General features: G+C 66.4%; 12 protein-coding genes. 5 read left to right on the top strand and 7 right to left on the bottom strand.

Annotated features, from left to right (window positions below; translation table 11 throughout):
- Positions 1 to 14: 14 nt before the first annotated feature.
- The 3 genes from ACGFZ3_RS04190 (at position 15) to ACGFZ3_RS04180 (ending at position 3924) form a co-directional block, all read left to right on the top strand.
- A complete protein-coding gene (locus ACGFZ3_RS04190; protein WP_392916773.1) occupies positions 15 to 569 on the top strand; it encodes a YaeQ family protein in 555 nt (184 codons plus the stop codon).
- Between the two features lie 10 nt (positions 570 to 579).
- Positions 580 to 1764, top strand: coding sequence for an NAD(P)/FAD-dependent oxidoreductase (locus tag ACGFZ3_RS04185; protein ID WP_392916770.1), 1185 nt, complete (start codon positions 580 to 582; stop codon positions 1762 to 1764).
- A gap of 90 nt (positions 1765 to 1854) precedes the next feature.
- Entirely contained in the window at positions 1855 to 3924 is a 2070-nt protein-coding gene (locus ACGFZ3_RS04180; protein ID WP_392916767.1) for an EAL domain-containing protein, read from the top strand.
- Positions 3925 to 4417: 493 nt separating this feature from the next.
- Here the strand turns inward: ACGFZ3_RS04180 and fabV are convergent, their stop codons facing one another.
- From fabV to queA, 6 genes are all read right to left on the bottom strand, one after another.
- Complete coding sequence (fabV, locus tag ACGFZ3_RS04175) at positions 4418 to 5674, bottom strand: enoyl-ACP reductase FabV (protein WP_392917588.1); 1257 nt, start codon at positions 5672 to 5674, stop codon at positions 4418 to 4420.
- 170 nt (positions 5675 to 5844) lie between these two features.
- A complete protein-coding gene (gene secF / locus ACGFZ3_RS04170; RefSeq protein WP_068851203.1) occupies positions 5845 to 6825 on the bottom strand; it encodes a protein translocase subunit SecF in 981 nt (326 codons plus the stop codon).
- A gap of 16 nt (positions 6826 to 6841) precedes the next feature.
- On the bottom strand, positions 6842 to 8698 hold the full coding sequence (gene secD / locus ACGFZ3_RS04165) for a protein translocase subunit SecD (protein ID WP_392916765.1): 1857 nt from the start codon (positions 8696 to 8698) through the stop codon (positions 6842 to 6844).
- 61 nt (positions 8699 to 8759) lie between these two features.
- Entirely contained in the window at positions 8760 to 9104 is a 345-nt protein-coding gene (gene yajC / locus ACGFZ3_RS04160; protein ID WP_068851197.1) for a preprotein translocase subunit YajC, read from the bottom strand.
- Between the two features lie 152 nt (positions 9105 to 9256).
- Positions 9257 to 10387 carry a tRNA guanosine(34) transglycosylase Tgt gene (gene tgt, locus ACGFZ3_RS04155; RefSeq protein WP_392916761.1) on the bottom strand — a complete coding sequence of 377 codons (1131 nt, stop codon included), beginning with the start codon at positions 10385 to 10387 and terminating at the stop codon, positions 9257 to 9259.
- A gap of 58 nt (positions 10388 to 10445) precedes the next feature.
- Positions 10446 to 11513 carry a tRNA preQ1(34) S-adenosylmethionine ribosyltransferase-isomerase QueA gene (queA, locus tag ACGFZ3_RS04150; protein ID WP_392916759.1) on the bottom strand — a complete coding sequence of 356 codons (1068 nt, stop codon included), beginning with the start codon at positions 11511 to 11513 and terminating at the stop codon, positions 10446 to 10448.
- A 212-nt stretch (positions 11514 to 11725) separates the two neighbouring features.
- Here queA and ACGFZ3_RS04145 point away from each other — a divergent pair, with 212 nt between their 5' ends.
- Both ACGFZ3_RS04145 and ACGFZ3_RS04140 read left to right on the top strand, forming a co-directional pair.
- The gene (locus ACGFZ3_RS04145) at positions 11726 to 13222 is read left to right on the top strand and encodes an aminotransferase class III-fold pyridoxal phosphate-dependent enzyme (RefSeq protein WP_392916756.1); all 1497 of its coding nucleotides are present in this window, start codon (positions 11726 to 11728) and stop codon (positions 13220 to 13222) included.
- 40 nt (positions 13223 to 13262) lie between these two features.
- Positions 13263 to 13862, top strand: a complete 600-nt coding sequence (locus tag ACGFZ3_RS04140) for a TIGR00730 family Rossman fold protein (RefSeq protein WP_392916753.1) — start codon at positions 13263 to 13265, stop codon at positions 13860 to 13862.
- Here the strand turns inward: ACGFZ3_RS04140 and ACGFZ3_RS04135 are convergent.
- Positions 13852 to 16737, bottom strand: a complete 2886-nt coding sequence (locus tag ACGFZ3_RS04135) for an EAL domain-containing protein (protein WP_392916750.1) — start codon at positions 16735 to 16737, stop codon at positions 13852 to 13854. The two genes, ACGFZ3_RS04140 and ACGFZ3_RS04135, sit on opposite strands and share 11 nt — an antisense overlap.
- Positions 16738 to 16800 lie beyond the last annotated feature (63 nt).

The raw sequence follows: 16800 nt of genomic DNA, 5'->3' as shown, positions 1-16800 counted from the left end.
TTTACGGTACCCCCATGGCCCTCACCGCCACCATCCGCAAGGCCGAACTGCAGATCAGCGACATGGATCGCGGCTATTACGCCACCCATAACCTGACCCTGGCCCAGCACCCGTCGGAAACCGATGAGCGCCTGATGGTGCGCATGCTGACCTTCGCCCTGAACGCCGACGAGCGTCTTGAGTTTGGCCGCGGACTGAGCGTGGACGACGAGCCGGACCTGTGGCGCCGGGACTACACCGGCGACATCGAGCTGTGGATCGATCTGGGCCAGCCCGACGAATCCCGCCTGCGCAAGGCCAGTGGGCGGGCCCGCGCGGTGCAGCTGGTGATGTACGGGAGCAGCAACCTCACCGACACTTGGTGGAAGCGCAACAGCGCGGCCTTGAACAAGCTGTCGTCGCTGGAGGTCATGGACCTGCCGGGCGACCTCGTCACCGAGCTTGGCGAGCAGATCGAGCGCACCATGCGCTGGGACGTGATGATCCAGGACGGCGAAGTGCGGCTGATCTCGGGCAGGAAGGAACTGACCTTCACCCCGACCTGGCGCAAGCAGAAGCCGCAGGCCTGATCCAGCGCCGATGAGTACGATCCGCTGCGATGTCCTGGTGATCGGTGCCGGCGCTGCCGGGCTGATGTGCGCGCTCACCGCCGGCCGGCGCGGGCGCATGGTGCAGGTCATCGACCACGCCAACAAGGTTGGCAAGAAGATCCTGATGTCCGGTGGTGGCCGCTGCAATTTCACCAATACCGGCACCACCCCGGCCAACTTCCTGTCGGCCAACCCGCACTTCTGCAAGTCCGCGCTGGCGCGCTATACGCCGTGGGACTTCATCGACATGGTCGAGCGGCACGGGATCGCGTACCACGAGAAGGAGCTGGGCCAGCTGTTCTGCGACATCTCGTCCAAGCAGATCGTGCGCATGCTGGTGGACGAGTGCGCGGCTGCCGGCGCGCAGATCCGGACCGACTGCGCGGTGGAGAACGTCGAACGCGGCGCGGACGGCTTCCACGTACAGACCGCGCAGGGCCGCTTCCATGCCGCCTCGCTGGTGGTCGCCACCGGCGGCCTGTCGATTCCCAGCCTGGGCGCCACCGGCTTCGGGTACGAGCTGGCCCGCCAGTTCGGCCATGAGGTGCTGCCGACCCGCGCCGGGCTGGTGCCGCTGACCCTGAGCGGCAAGCACCAGGAGCGCTTCCATGACCTGAGCGGAGTCGCGCTGCCGATCGCCGCACGCTGCAACGACGTGGAGTTCCGCAACTCGATGCTGATCACCCATCGCGGCATCAGCGGCCCGGCGATCCTGCAGATCTCCTCGTTCTGGCAGCCAGGCGACGACCTGCGCCTGGACCTGCTGCCCGGACAGGATGCCGAAGACTGGCTGCGCATGATGAAACGCGACCGGGGCGCAGCCGAACTGCGCACGGTATTGTCCGAGGTACTGCCGCGCCGGTTGGCGCTGCGCCTGTGCGAACACTGGCTGCCAGACCGCCCGGTGCGCCAGATCGACGAGCGCGAGCTGCGCCAGGCCGCCGCCCTGCTGCGGGATTTCCCACTGGTGGCCAGCGGCACCGAGGGGTACCGTACCGCCGAGGTCACGCTGGGGGGCGTGGACACCCGCAAGGTGTCGTCCAGCACGTTCGAGTCGCAGCTGGTGCCTGGGCTGCATTTCGTCGGCGAAGTGCTGGACGTCACCGGCTGGCTGGGGGGATACAACTTCCAGTGGGCCTGGGCCAGTGGCCATGCCGCCGGCCAGGTCGTGTAGCGGCCCTTTCATTCCGTGATCGGCGCCCGCCGCCGGCATGGACGAAGTCACATGCATCGTGTATCAAGTTTGCAGCCCGGGGAGTAGTGAATGCAGAACGCGAATGACATCACCGTCCGCCTGCTGATCGTGGATGACAGCGGCGAGAACGCCGAAACCATTGTCAGCATGCTGCGCAACAGCGGCATTGCCGTGCGCCCGGCGCGCCCGCAGAGCGCCGAGGAGCTGGGCCAGATCATCGGCGGCCAGCCGATCGACCTGGTGCTGGCCGCGCCCGCGCAGAGCATCCCGCTGCTGCAGGTCACCCAGCAGATCGCGACCAGCGGCAAGGACATTCCGATGATCCTGCTGGCCGAGACCATCAACGAAACCGAATGGGTGGAAGCCAGCGCCAACGGCATCCGTGCGGTGGCCCTGCGCAGCCGCCCCGAGCACCTGCTGGCGGTGGTGCGCAACGAGTGGACCGACCTGCACGCGCGCCGTGGCCTGCGCCGCATCGAGGCGCAGATGCGCGAGACCGAGCGGCGCTGCGATGCGCTGATCTCCTCCTCGCGCGACCCGATCGCCTATGTCCATGAAGGCATGCACATCCGCGCCAACGAGGCGTACCTGGAGATGTTCGGGTTCGAATCGTTCGACGACGTGGAAGGCATTTCGCTGCTGGACATGGTGGCCCCACAGCATGTGGAGGGCTTCAAACAGCTGCTCAAGTCGCTGAGCAAGGGCGAAGCGCCGCCGCCGCAGTACCAGGTGGACGCGCGCAACCAGGACGGGGCGGTGTTTGCCGCCACGATGGAATTCACCCCGGCCACCTATGAAGGCGAGAGCTGCCTGCAGGTGGTGTTCCGCCGCCGCATGGAATTCGACCCGGAGCTGGCCCGCGAGGTCGAGGACCTCAGGCAGCGCGATCAGGTCACCGGGCTGCTCAACCGCCAGACCTTCATGCTGCACGTGGAAAACGCGGTGGCGCAGGCCGGGCGCAGCGAGGGCCGGTTCGGCCTGCTGCTGATCGAGCCAGACCACTACGCACGCCTGCTGCCGGATATCGGACTGGACTCGGCCGATGCGCTGATCGCGGCGCTGGCGCGGGTGCTGGCCGACACGGTCGGCGACACGGCGCAGGTGGCCCGCTTCGGCGAGCATAGCCTGGCAGTACTGACTGAAGGCGCATTCGCGCACACCGAAGCGCTGGCGGACCGCATCCGGGAGGCGTTCGCGGCGCAGGTGTTCAGCATCGGCGAGCGTTCGGCGACGGTCACGGTCAGCATCGGCGGCGTGCAGGTAGGCGAGAAGATCGCGAGCATCGGCCAGGTGCTGGCGCGCGCCACCGAATGCCAGCAGGCTGCATCGGAGCTGGGCAACACCAGCCGCATCTTCGATCCGGCGGCAGTGGACCGCGTGGAAGAAGAACGCATCCAGCGCTGGGTGGCCCGCATCAACGAGGCGCTGGCCGGCGACGGGTTCCAGCTGCACTACCAGCCGGTGCTCAACCTGGGCGGCGAAGCCCTGGAGCTTTACGAGGCGTATCTGCGTCTGGACAACAACGGCGAGCTGCTCAGCCCGACCGCGTTCCTGGGCATTGCCGAGGAGCATGGACTGCTTGCGGACATCAACCGCTGGGTGGTGGCGCATGCCATCAGCGTGCTGGGCGAGCGCGCACGCGCCGGCCATGCCACGCACATGATGGTGAAGATCACGCCGGAATCGTTCAACGACCCGCAGATGGTGGCTACCCTGCGCCGCGAACTGCAGGCGCACGGGGTGCCTGGCGAGCGCCTGTGGCTGCATGCGCCGGAAGCGAAGGTGTTCACCCACCTGCGCAACGCGCAGCAGTTCCTGGCCGACGTGGCGCCGCTGGGCTGCCGGATCGGGCTGGAGCAGTTCGGTTCGGGCCTGGATTCGTTCCAGCTGCTGGCGCACTTCCAGCCGCAGTTCCTCAAGCTGGACCGCGACTTCACCAGCGATTTCGCCCGCACCCGCGAGAACAGCGAGAAGATCGCCGAAATCACTACCCGCGCGCAGGAAGCCAACATCCGCACGATCGCCGAGTTCGTGGCGGACAACGGCTCGATGAGCCTGCTGTTCAGTGCAGGCGTTGACTACGTGCAGGGCGAGTTCGTGGGGCCTGCAGCCCCTGCGATGAATTTCGATTTCGGGTGAGGTAGTGCCGTAAATCAAAACCGGGGGCCTGCGGTTTCACTGTATTGGGCCGGCGGGTGTGGGTTTGCGGGGGGCGCCGTAAACCCATCCATGGGGGCTTGGTCGCCGCATCCATGCGACGGTTGGTCGGTGGCCAATGGTGTAGAGCGACGCCCTGCGTCGCTGCTCTTGATCTTCCAACCGCACGCGGCCATCTGTCGGGGTCGGTTGGCGGGCAGCCCTCGTAGGGACTGTCAAAAACATGGGTCCGGCGCATGCGCCGGACGGGTTGGGCAGGACGCCCAACCCCGGCCTTGCCGTGTACGCAGGATTGCGTACACGCGCAAGTTTTTGCCAAGCCTACATGGACGTACTTGCGGCGTGTCCCGTAGGGGGCTGCCCGCCAGCCGACCCACTCGCGGGAACACAGACGCTGCTCTACACGGGAAGCACAAACAAAAATGCCGCCCAGACCAGGCGGCATTTCGCTTTTCAGCTTTTCAGAAGACCGAACTCAGGTCAGATCAACCAGGTTCGGAATGGCCACATCGGTAGCGACGTCCGCTTCGTAATCCACGCCGTCCACGCCGAACCCGAACAGGCGCAGGAAGTCGGCCTTGTAGCCGGCCAGGTCGGTGATCTCGTACAGGTTCTCGTTGGTGACCTGCGGCCACAGCGCCATCACTTCGGCCTGCACGTCCGGGACCATCTCCTTGTAGTCCGCACGCAGGCGGCCGGCTTCGTCGACCAGCTCCACCGTGCGGCCATCGGCCAGCAGCTGGTGGCGCAGGCGTTCTACCGCCGTGCCGCTTTCCTTGCCACCGTAGATGATGTCGTACAGCGTATCGAGCTGCTCGATGCAGCCCTCGTGCGTACCGCGCTCCTTCATCACCTTGAACAGCAGCGACAGATACAGCGGCATGGTCGGAATGGCCGAACTGGCCTGGGTCACCACCGCCTTGAGCACCGAGACGCGCGCGTCGCCTTTGATGGTCTCCAGCTTCCCGCGGATGTCCACCACCTTCGCATCCAGGTCCTTCTTGGCCGCACCGATCGAACCGTTCCAGTAGATCGCCTGGGTGATTTCCTCGCCCACGTAGGTGAAGGCCGTGGTGGTGGCGCCGTCGGCCAGCACACCGGCTTCCAGCAGCGCGTCGATCCACATCTGCCAGTCTTCGCCACCCATCACCGCTACCGTGCCGGCGATCTCTTCCGGCGTGGCCGGCTCGATCGTGGTTTCGGTGATCACTTCCTTGTCGGTATCCAGCCCGCGCAGCGTGATCGGCGCGCCGATCGGCTTGAGCGTGGAGCTGATCACTTCGCCGGTCTTGGGGTGCTTGCGGCGCGGCGCGGCCAGGCTGTACACCACCTGGTCGACCTGGCCCAGGTCCTGCCTGATGAGCTCGATGACCTTGGCCTTGACCTCGTCCGAGAATGCATCGCCGTTCACGCTGCGCGCGTACAGGCCCGCCTGTTCGGCGTACTTCTGGAACGCGGCCGAGTTGTACCAGCCTGCCGTGCCCGGCTTGGTTTCGGTGCCCGGGCGTTCGAAGAACACACCCAGCGTGGCAGCACCACTGCCGAACGCCGCGGTAATGCGCGCGGCCAGGCCGTAACCGGTGGAGGCACCCAGCACCAGCACCCGCTTGGGACCGTTCGGCACCTTGGGCTGGGCCTGGATGTAATCGATCTGCTGCTTGACGGCGGCGTCGCAGCCGACCGGATGGGTGGTGACGCAGATGAAGCCGCGCACACGCGGTTTGATGACCATGATGACCTCGAGGAAACGGTGGGCCTCGGGAACGGCCGCACGCAACCCGGGAATCGTAGTGCGCACGGCCAGACAGCACAACCGACGCCCCGGTACGGTGGAAACGAAAACGCCGCGCAGCGCGCGGCGTCTTCGCTGGCGTAGAGCCGGGGCTCTGCCCGGCACGCCCATCAAGGACGGCGTTCCAGGGCTTCGACGTCCTTGGCCTTGGGCAGCAGGTCCTGCTTGCTCACGCGCAGGAAGCCGATGGTCAGCATCGGCACGGCCACCAGGATCGAGGACAGCACTACGATCACCGCACCCACCATGTGGGTCTCGGCCAGGCCTTCCAGCGAGGCGCCGCCGTACATGTACAGGGCGAGTGCCGACAGGAAGAACATCACCGCAGTGATCACTGTACGTGACAGCGTCTGGTTGATCGAGCGGTTCAGCACTTCCAGCGGGTCGGCACGCAGGCTGCGGAAGTTTTCGCGGACACGGTCGAACACCACGATGATGTCGTTGATCGCAAAGCCCATCACCGACAACAGGCCGGCCAGCAGGTTCAGGTCGAACTCGCGGCCCATCAGCGACATGTAGGCCAGCGTCACCAGCAGATCGAACAACGCCACGATGCTCGCGGTGACCGCGAACTTCCATTCGAAGCGGAAGCCGATGTAGATCAGGAAGCCGGCCAGCATGAAGATCGTCGCGTACAGACCGTTCAACGCCAGGTCCTTGCCGATCTGCGGGCCCACGAACTCGTTGCGCAGGATCGTGGCCGGATTCTCGCTGGTGGTGATCGCCTTGAGGACCGCGTCGCCGGTGGCCTTGTCTTCGGCGCTGGCCGCACCGGTACCCGGTGCATGTTCGCCGTGCGGGGCGAGGCGGATCAGCACGTCGGTGTTGCCACCGAAGCTCTGCACCTGGGTGCCCTCGAACCCATTGGCTTCCAGGCGCGAGCGGACCTCCTCGACGTCCATCTGGCGATCGAAGCGCGCTTCGATCAGGGTGCCGCCGGTGAAGTCGAGTGCGAAGGTGAAGCCCTTGATGCCGATGATGGCAACCGAGGCCAGGAACAACGCGATCGTGACCGCCATGGCGACATGGCGCCACCGCATGAAGTCGATCTTGGTGTCGTTCGGGAGGATGTGCAGCGGAAACAGTTTCATTGTGCGTGTCGTCCCGTCAGATGGCCACGTTCTGGAGCTTCTTGCGACGGCCGTAGATCAGCGTCGCAAGTGCGCGCGATACGGTGATCGCGGTGAACATCGAGGCGAAGATACCGATGATCATCGTCAGGGCGAAGCCCTTCAGCGGACCGGTGCCGAAGGCGAACAGCGCCACACCGACGATCAGGCCAGTCAGGTTGGCGTCGAGGATGGTGCCGCTGGCGCGTTCATAACCGGTCACGATCGCGGTCTTGCCCGGCATGCCCGCACGCAGTTCCTCGCGGATGCGCTCGTTGATCAGCACGTTGGCGTCGACCGACAGGCCCACCGACAACGCCAGGCCGGCAAAGCCCGGCAGGGTCATGGTGGCACCGAACAGCGACATCACCGCCACCACGATCAGCAGGTTGAACAGCATCGCCACCGAGGTGATCAGGCCGAACATGCGGTAGTAGATGGTGAAGAAGACCAGGGTGAACATGAAGGCGTAGACCACTGCGGTAATGCCGCGCTCCACGTTCTCCGCACCCAGGCTCGGGCCGACCACGCGCTCTTCCACGAAGTCCATCGGCGCGGCCAGCGAGCCGGACTTCAGCAGCTTGGCGAGTTCTTCCGATTCCTTCTTCTCCAGGCCGGTGGTCTGGAAGTTCTTGCCGAACACGCCGTTGATGTTGGCCACCGAGATCACTTCCTCGTTGACCCGGAAGCTGCGCACTTCCTTGCCATCCACCATGGTCACCGTCGGCACGCGCTCGGTGTACACCACCGCCATCGGCTTGTTCACGTTGGCACTGGTGAAGTCGAACATACGCTGGCCGCCCACGCTGTTGAGCGTCACGCTGACCGACGGCGTACCGGTGGTCGGGTCCGTAACTGCCTGCGCGGCCACCATCTGGTCACCGGTGACGATCACGCGCTTGTTCAGCAGGATCGGGACGCCGCTGTCGCGACGCTTGTAGACCTTGGCTTCCGGCGGAATGCGGCCGGTGTCGATGGCGTCCTGCGCGTTGCCATCGACCACCGCGCGGTATTCCAGCGTTGCGGTCGCGCCGATCATGCGCTTGGCTTCGGCGGTGTCCTGCACGCCCGGCAGCTGCACGACCACGCGGTCGGCACCCTGGCGCTGGATGATCGGTTCGGCCACGCCCAGCTGGTTGACGCGGTTGCGCAGCGTGTTGATGTTCTGCTCGATCGCACCGTTGGTGATCTGGCTCAGCTCGGCCTCCGGCACGGTCACGGTGATGCGCTTGCCCGAGACGTCATAGCCCAGCGTGGGCTGCGCCTTGGCCAGTGCCAGGCGGGCGCGCTCGGCGGCGGCATCGTCGGTCGACGGGCTCAGCGTGGCGACGATCGAATTGTCCGGACGACGCTCCACCGACTGGAACGGAACGCGCGCTTCGCGCAGCGTGCCGCGCACGTCTTCGGCGTAGGCATCCATGCGCTTGTCGATGGCCGCCTTCTGGTCCACCTGCAGCACGAAGTGCACGCCACCCTGCAGGTCCAGGCCCAGCACCATCGGGCGGCCGCCCAGGCGCTGCAGCCAGTCCGGCACGGTCGAGGCCAGGTTCAGCGCCACCGTGTAGTTCTCGCCCACGCTGTCGCGCAGCCTGGCGCTGGCCGCGGCCTGCGTCTGCAGGTCCGGCAGGCGCACGATCAGGCTCTCGCCTTCCTTCTCGGCGCCGATGGTGTTGATCCCGGCCTGTTTCAGGTCGGCCAGCACGCGGGTGCGAAGGGCGTCATCGACCTGGCCGCCACGGTTGGCGGTGATCTGGACGGCGGGGTCCTTCTGGTAGATGTTGGGCAGCGCGTACAGCGCGCTGAGCGCCAGTACGATCAGGATGACGACGTACTTCCAGCGTGGAAATTCAAGCATTGCCAGGTTCCTGCGCGGCGCCAGTCCCGGCGCCGCGGTTGTGCTTCGGAAAGGGAGTGGCTTAGTTGGCCGACTTCAGGGTGCCGGTCGGCAGCACGTTGCCCACGGCGCCCTTCTGCACGCGGATGTTCACGTTGTCGGAAACTTCGATGGTGACGAAGTTGTCGCCGATGGCCTTGACGGTGCCGGCGATGCCGCCGTTGGTCAGCACTTCGTCACCGATCTTGATCTTCTCCAGCATCGCCTTGTGTTCCTTCTGGCGCTTCATCTGCGGGCGGATCATCAGGAAGTACATGATCGCGATCAGGATGATCGGGAACAGCAGCGTGGTCAGGCCCATGCCCTGCGGCTGGCCACCAGCGGCTTGGGCGTGGGCGGCGGGAATCAGGAAGGCGATCAGGTTCATGGTGTGTCCTTGGGTTGGGAGGCGCCCTACCCTCATGGGGTCGGGAGTCGCCGCGAAACAGGGGTCAGCCGCGAAGTATGCCACGGCCCCGGGACTTCGTCCTTGGGCCGTTTGGCAGGGTCTGCGCGCCGGATCGGGGTCGGGCCGACCGCTTACAGCGGCGGCGTGGCCATGCCCCGGGCCGCATAGAAGGACTCGCGGAAGGCCTCGAAGGTTCCCGCCGCGATGGCCGCGCGCATGTCGGCCATCAGCTTCTCGTAGTAATACAGGTTGTGGAGGGTGCCCAGCATCGGCGCCAGCATTTCATTGCAGCGGTCCAGGTGGCGCAGGTACGAGCGGGTGTAGCCGCTGGTGCAGGCGTGGCAGCCGCAGCCCGGCTCGATGGTGTCCATGTCGCGTTCATAGCGGGCGTTGCGGATGCGCACGGTGCCGAACGAGGTGAAATAGTGGCCGTTGCGCGCGTTGCGGGTCGGCATCACGCAGTCGAACATGTCCACGCCACGGGCGACGCCTTCGACCAGGTCTTCCGGCCGGCCCACGCCCATCAGGTAGCGCGGGCGGTCGGCCGGCAGGATCGGGTGCATGTGGTCGAGCATCGCGTTGCGCTCGTGCTCGGGCTCGCCCACGGCCAGGCCGCCGATGGCATAGCCGTCGAAGCCGATCTGCTGCAGGCCTTCGGCCGAGCGGCTGCGCAGGTCGTGGTGGACCCCGCCCTGGACAATGCCGAACAGCGCGGCGTCATTGCCCAGTGCGTCGTGCGCGTTGCGGCTGCGCTGGGCCCAGCGCAGGCTCAGCTCCATCGAGGTGCGCGCCACCGGCTCGGTGGCCGGGTACGGGGTGCACTCGTCGAAGATCATCACGATGTCCGAGTCGAGCACCTTCTGGATCTTCATGCTCTCTTCCGGGCCCAGGAACACCCGGGCACCATCGGTCGGCGAGGCGAAGGTGACGCCCTGTTCGGTGATCTTGCGCCGGTGGGCCAGCGAAAACACCTGGAAACCACCGGAATCGGTCAGGATCGGCCCGTCCCAGCGCGCGAAGCCGTGCAGGCCGCCATGGTCGGCGATCACGTCCAGGCCCGGGCGCAGGTACAGGTGGAAGGTGTTGCCCAGGATGATCTCGGCGCCCAGGGCGCGGATCTGCTCCGGCAGGATGCCCTTGACCGACCCATAGGTACCCACCGGCATGAATGCCGGGGTTTCCACCGTCCCGCGCGGGAAGGTCAGGCGGCCACGGCGGGCGCGCCCGTCGGTGGTCTGGAGCTGGAACTGGAGTCGGGACATGGAGCGGGCATTCGGGCAAATAATTGCCGATTATCGCCGAAAACCGCCGCCGACGCGCTCAATCCCCCTGCGGGAACAACAACATGGCGTCGCCATAGCTGAAGAAACGGTATTTTTCCTCGATCGCGGCGCGGTAGGCCTCGAACACCCGCGCCTGCCCGGCGAAGGCGGAAATCATCATCAGCAGCGTGCTTTCGGGAAGGTGGAAGTTGGTCACCATCGCGTCCACGCTGCGGATCCGGTAGCCCGGGGTGATGAAGATCTGGGTTTCACCGGCATACGGCAGCAACTCGCCGTCCCGCATGGCGCTTTCCAGTGCGCGCACCACGGTGGTGCCCACCCCGATCACGCGCCCGCCGGCCGCACGGGTGCGGCGCACCTGCTGCACCAGCTCCGGGCCCACGTTGAGCCACTCACGGTGCATCACGTGGTCCTTCAGGTCGTCGGCACGGACCGGCTGGAAGGTGCCGGCGCCCACGTGCAGGGTGACGTGGCCGAAGTTCACCCCCTGCGCGGTCAACGCGGCCAGCAGGCCCTCGTCGAAATGCAGGCCGGCGGTCGGTGCGGCCACCGCGCCCACCTCGCGGGCGAATACGGTCTGGTAGCGCTCGCGGTCGTCCAGCCCCGGCTCCCGCTGGATGTAGGGCGGCAGCGGCAGTCGGCCGGCGTGCAGCAGCCATTGTTCCAGCGGTTCGGGCACGTGGAAATGCAGGACATAGAACTCGCCATCCCGCCCCAGTACCTCGGCTTCGCCGCCGGCGTCGAGCGCGATGCGGCTGCCCGGCTTCGGCGATTTGCTGGCACCTGCCTGCACCCGGGCCTGCTGCCCGCCAAGCAGGCGTTCGATCAGGATTTCCACGCGGCCGCCGCTGGCCTTCTGGCCGAACAGGCGCGCCGGAATCACCCGGGTATCGTTGAATACCAGCAGGTCGCCCGGCTGCAGCAGCGCCGGCAGATCACGCACCTGGCGGTGTTCGAACGCGGCCGGGGGCTGCGGCACCACCATCAGGCGACTGGCCGAGCGCTCCGCGAGCGGGGCCTGGGCGATAAGTTCGGCGGGAAGGTCGTAGTGGAAGTCGGACTTCTTCAAGGGAGCGCACGGCAACGTGTAGGCAATGCCGCGCATTGTACGACTGGCCCCCGGTGGCAACGCGAGAAGTGTTGAACGTCGCGCAAAATGCTGCTTTGCAACAGTTTTCGGCGGGGTTATCGCGCGAAAAACCGCGTGATAGCATCAAACCGGAAGTCTGATGCATGAGCCGCAGTGCCCCAGGCGCGCGCCCCCGGTCGCGCGCTTTGCATTTGCGCCATGCCGCCAATCGTTTCAGGAGATCTGCAATGAGCTTCATCGAACGCCTCGCCCCTCTTCGCGCCCAACCCGGCACCCGCCTCACCGCCGGCCTGGATGACGCCACTCTTGAACGCCTGGCGGCCGGCCACCCGCAGCTGGTGGCGGCCGTGGAGGCTGCAGCCGTGGAATTCGAGCGCGTCCGCGCCGACCTGGCCGATGTGCTGGCCCTCGATGAGCGGGCCCAGATCGATGCGATGCAGGACGGCTTCGTCAATTTCTACGCCGACGATGCGGTGACCCCGTACGTCGCCCTCGCCGCCCGCGGTGCCTGGGTGGTAACCCTGAAGGGCGCCGTGCTGTACGACGCCGGCGGCTACGGCATGCTCGGCTTCGGGCACACCCCTGACGCCGTTCTGGAGGCCATGTCGGCCCCCCAGGTCATGGCCAACGTGATGACGCCGAGCCTGTCGCAGCAGCGCTTCATCAACGCATTGCGCGCCGAGATCGGGCACCGACGGGGCGGCTGCCCGTATGCAAGGTTCATGTGCCTGAATTCCGGTTCGGAGGCCGTCGGGCTGGCCGCGCGCATCGCCGATGTCAACGCGAAGCTGCAGACCGATCCGGGTGCCCGTCACGCTGGCGCGAAGATCAAGCGGGTGGTGGTGAAGGGCAGCTTCCACGGCCGCACTGATCGTCCCGGCCTGTACTCGGATTCCAGCCGGAAGACCTACCTTCAGCACCTGGCAAGCTATCGCGGGGAGGACACCGTGATCGCCATCGCGCCCTATGACGAGGAGGCCCTGAAGCGGGTCTTCGCCGAGGCCGAGCAGAACCACTGGTTCATCGAGGCGATCTTCCTGGAACCGGTGATGGGCGAAGGCGACCCCGGCCGCGCGGTGCCGCCGTCCTTCTATGCGCTGGCCCGCGAACTGACCCGCCAGCATGGCAGCCTGCTGCTGCTGGACTCGATCCAGGCCGGCCTGCGCGCGCATGGCGTGCTGTCGATCGTGGACTACCCCGGCTTCGAAGGCCTGGACGTGCCGGACATGGAGACCTATTCCAAGGCCCTGAACGCCGCGCAGTTCCCGCTGTCGGTGCTGGCCGTGACCGAACATGCCGCGCAGCTGTACCGCAAGGGCATTTACGGCAACACCATGACCAGCAACCCGCGGGCACTGGACGTGGCCTGCGCCACGCTGTCGCTGCTGACCCCGCAGGTGCGCGACAACATCCGCCAGCGCGGTGAAGAGGCCGTACGCAAGCTGGAACAGCTCAAGGGCGAGCTGGGCGGGCTGATCACCAAGGTGCAGGGTACCGGCCTGCTGTTCTCCTGCGAACTGGCCCCGCAGTTCAAGTGCTACGGCGCCCATTCCACCGAGGAATGGCTGCGCAACCATGGCATCAACGTGATCCATGGCGGCGAAAACTCACTCCGGTTCACCCCGCATTTCGGCATGGACAGCGAAGAACTGGACCTGCTCGTAAGCCTGGTCGGCCGGGCCCTCAAGGAAGGCCCGCGCCGGGAACAATCGCGGGCCGCCTGACAGCCATGCGAGAATGGGAGGTTTCCAGCGGGAACCTCCCATGAAGTCGATCTGCGTCTACTGCGGCTCCAACGCCGGCAGCAAGCCCATCTACACCGAACGTGCCATCGCTCTGGGTGATCGCATCGCCCGCGACGGCCTGCGCCTGGTCTACGGCGGCGGCAACGTCGGCCTGATGGGCACGGTGGCCAATGCCGTGCTGGCCGGCGGCGGTGAAGTGACCGGGGTGATTCCGCAGCAGCTGGCGGACTGGGAAGTGGCCCACCGCGGCCTGACCGAACTGGAAATCGTGGGTTCCATGCATGAGCGCAAGTCGCGCATGTTCGAGCTCTCCGACGCGTTCGTGGCACTGCCCGGCGGTTTCGGCACCATGGAAGAAATCTTCGAGATGCTGACCTGGCGCCAGCTCGGCATCGGCAACAAGCCGTGCGCATTCCTTGACGTGGACGGCTTCTACGCGCCCCTGATCGGGATGATCGACCGCATGGTCGAGGAGCGCTTCCTGCACCCGGACCAGCGCGCGGACCTGTGGTACGGCTCGGATATCGACGCCATGCTGGACTGGATGCGCGCCTATGAGCCGGCCCAGGCCTCGAAGTGGATCGACGAAAAGCGCCGCACCGCGCTGATCAGCCAGTGACGAAGGTGTCCATCGGCGCGGGGCGACCGAGCAGGTAGCCCTGGCCGTAGTCACAGCCCAGCTGCAGCAGCGTCTGGCGCTGGGCCATGTTCTCAATGCCCTCGCCCACCGTTTCGATACCCAGCGTGCGCGCCAGCGAGAGCACGCCCTGCACGAGCGCATGGGTGCTCTGCAGGTCCTGGCCATGCAGGCCGGCAATGAAACTCTGGTCGATCTTGAGCGTGGATATCGGGAAGCGGTGCAGGTAGGACAGCGCCGAAAAGCCGGTACCGAAGTCGTCCAGCTGTACCAGCACACCCCGTTCGCGCAGCGTCTGCAGGATCCGCAGCGTGCGCGGGCCGTCGTCGAGCAGTGCCACTTCAGTGATCTCCAGGCGCAGCCGCCGCGGGTCGGCGCCGGCCGCTTCGATCAGGCCGAACAGGCGCGCGCTGAAATCGGCCGAGCGGAAATGGCGCGGCGACACGTTCACCGAAAGATAGCCCTCGCCGCCGCGCGCAAGCTGGCCGATCACGTCCTCGTACAACAGCCAATCGACCTGCTCGATCAGCCCGCTTTCTTCGCCCAGGTCCAGGAACGCACTCGGCAGCAGCAACCCGCGGCGTTCATGGCGCCAGCGCAGCAGTGCTTCGTAGCCCACCACCTGGCCGTCGGCCAGGCGAACGATCGGCTGGTAGTACGGCAGGAAATCGCGGTTGTTGATCGCCCGGCGCAGGTCCGCTTCCAGGTCCAGGCTGCGCAGCGCTTCTTCGCGCATGGCCTCGTCGAACACCGCGCAGCGGTCTTTGCCCTGGGCCTTGGCCCGGTACATCGCCGCGTCCGCGTCACGCACCATTTCCTCGCCATTGCGGTAACGCGGGCTCCACATCGCGATGCCAAGACTGCCCGACGGGAACAGCTCGCGGCCCTGCACCCACATCGATTCTTCAAGCGCTACCAGCATACGCTGGGAAAACTCGCGCGCCGATGCCAGCCCCTGCTCGCATTCGAGCAGGATCGCGAACTCATCGCCGCCCAGCCGGGCGACCACATCATCGCCACCCACCATCGAGACGATGCGTTTGGCCACCTCCACCAGCATCTGGTCGCCGGCCGCGTGGCCGATGCTGTCGTTGACCAGTTTGAAGCGATCCAGGTCCAGGAACAGCACAGCAAAGCGCAGGCCGTCGCGCGAACGCGCGCGGGCGATGGCGTCTTCGAGGCGGTCCAGCAGGTGCGCGCGATTGGGCAACCCGGTCAGCGCGTCATGCAGCGCCTGGTGGGTGAGCCGCTGTTCGGCGCGCAGGCGCTCGCCGATCTGGCCCAGCAGCTTGCCATTGACTTCGGCCAGTTCGCGGGTGCGCTCCTCCACCCGCTTTTCCAGCTCGGCGTGCGCGTTGCGCAGGCGCTCCTGGTCGCGCTGGCGGGCCAGACCGTTGCCGATGTTCTGCGCAACGAACGTGAGCAGGCGCTGGTCGTGCGCGGTGAAACTGATCTCCGGTGAATAGCTCTGCACCACGATCACGCCCACCACATCGTCATCGCTCAGCAGTGGCACCCCCAGCCAGCAGTGCGAACGCGCGCCGAACTCGTTCACGCTGCCCGAGGCACGCAGCGCATCGATCTGCTCGCGCGAGGCCAGCAGGGGCTGCCGGTTGCGCACGATGTATTCGGTGAGGCCCTTGCTGAACGGTCGTGGCGCCCGCGCCGCGTTGTACTCGTCCACCGAGTACACGAATTCCAGCCCCTGGCCGGATTCATCGACCAGGGCGATGTAGAAATTGCGCGCATCCAGCAGCGTGCCCACCACCCCATGCACCTGCACGTAGAACTGCGCCAGGCTTTCGGCGCTCATCGCCATCTCGGCGATGTTGAACAGTGCCAGCTGCAGCTTTTCGGCTCGACGGCGTTCGATCACCTCGTCCTGCAGGCTGTGGTTGGCGCGCTGCAGCTCCAGCGTGCGCCGCTCCACTTGGCGTTCCAGCTGCACCTGCGCCTGGCGCCGGTCCATCGCGGTGAGGATATGCTGGGCCACGTAGCCCAGCAGGGTGCGATCGGCTTCGTTGTAACGCACGCGGTGTTCGTAGCTCTGCACCACGATCGCCCCACAGACCCTGCCCTCGCGCAGCATCGGCACGCCGAGCCAGTCCAGGCTCTCCGGCCCGCGGCTGGGGTCGTATTCGTCGCTCATCGCCGCCAGCAGTTCGTTGGATGGCCCGCTCAACGGCTGCCCATGGCGCAGCAGCGCAAAGGTCAGGCTGCGTGGCATCTCGTGTTCGTCATAGCTGCGATCGGGATCGGCGACGAAGCTGTCGCGCTGATCGGCGAAGTACAGAAAGCGGATCCGCCGGCGCACGTCGTCATACTCGACGATGTAGCAGTTCTGTGCGTACATCAGTGAGTTGAGCACGCGATGGAAGTGCCGCAGCATCTCGGTCATTTCCAGATCCGCGCCGGCCAGGTCTGCGATTTCGTAAAGTGCCTGCTGCAGGCGCTTGGAATTCTCCAGCGAACGGATCTGTTCACGCTGCCGGGCCAGCGCCAGCGCGTCCTGCAGGCTGCTACGCGCCGCTGCCCACCAGGCGTCATGGGGCGATGTCCGATCGGCCAGCACCACCTGGATCACCAGGTCGCCGCCCTGGTGCTGCCAGCGGTACCGTGCGCAGGACCCGGGCGATGCCGGCGGGCCCAGCAGCGCTTCCAGCAACGCCTGCTCTGGCTGCGTCGAGCGCGGATGGGTGATACAGCCTTCGCCCAGCGCGGCGTCGGACCAGCCCAGTGCAAGCTGCGCCCCCTCGGGCAGCAACGCGCACAGCATCCGCGCAAGCGCGGGGGACACCACCGCGCCACGGTCCGGATGTCCCGAGGTCGTCACTGCCTGGCTGGACAACATGTTCATCTCTTCTGGCGCCGGAGAACCGGCACCTCCCCTGTATCGGGAGCATAACGCGCCCCCGGGGGG

The sequence above is a fragment of the Stenotrophomonas sp. NPDC047960 genome (genome assembly GCF_043204395.1).
Taxonomy (GTDB): Bacteria; Pseudomonadota; Gammaproteobacteria; order Xanthomonadales; family Xanthomonadaceae; genus Stenotrophomonas.
Note: the sequence above shows the minus strand (reverse complement) of the source record. Positions and strands in the feature narration are given on the sequence as shown.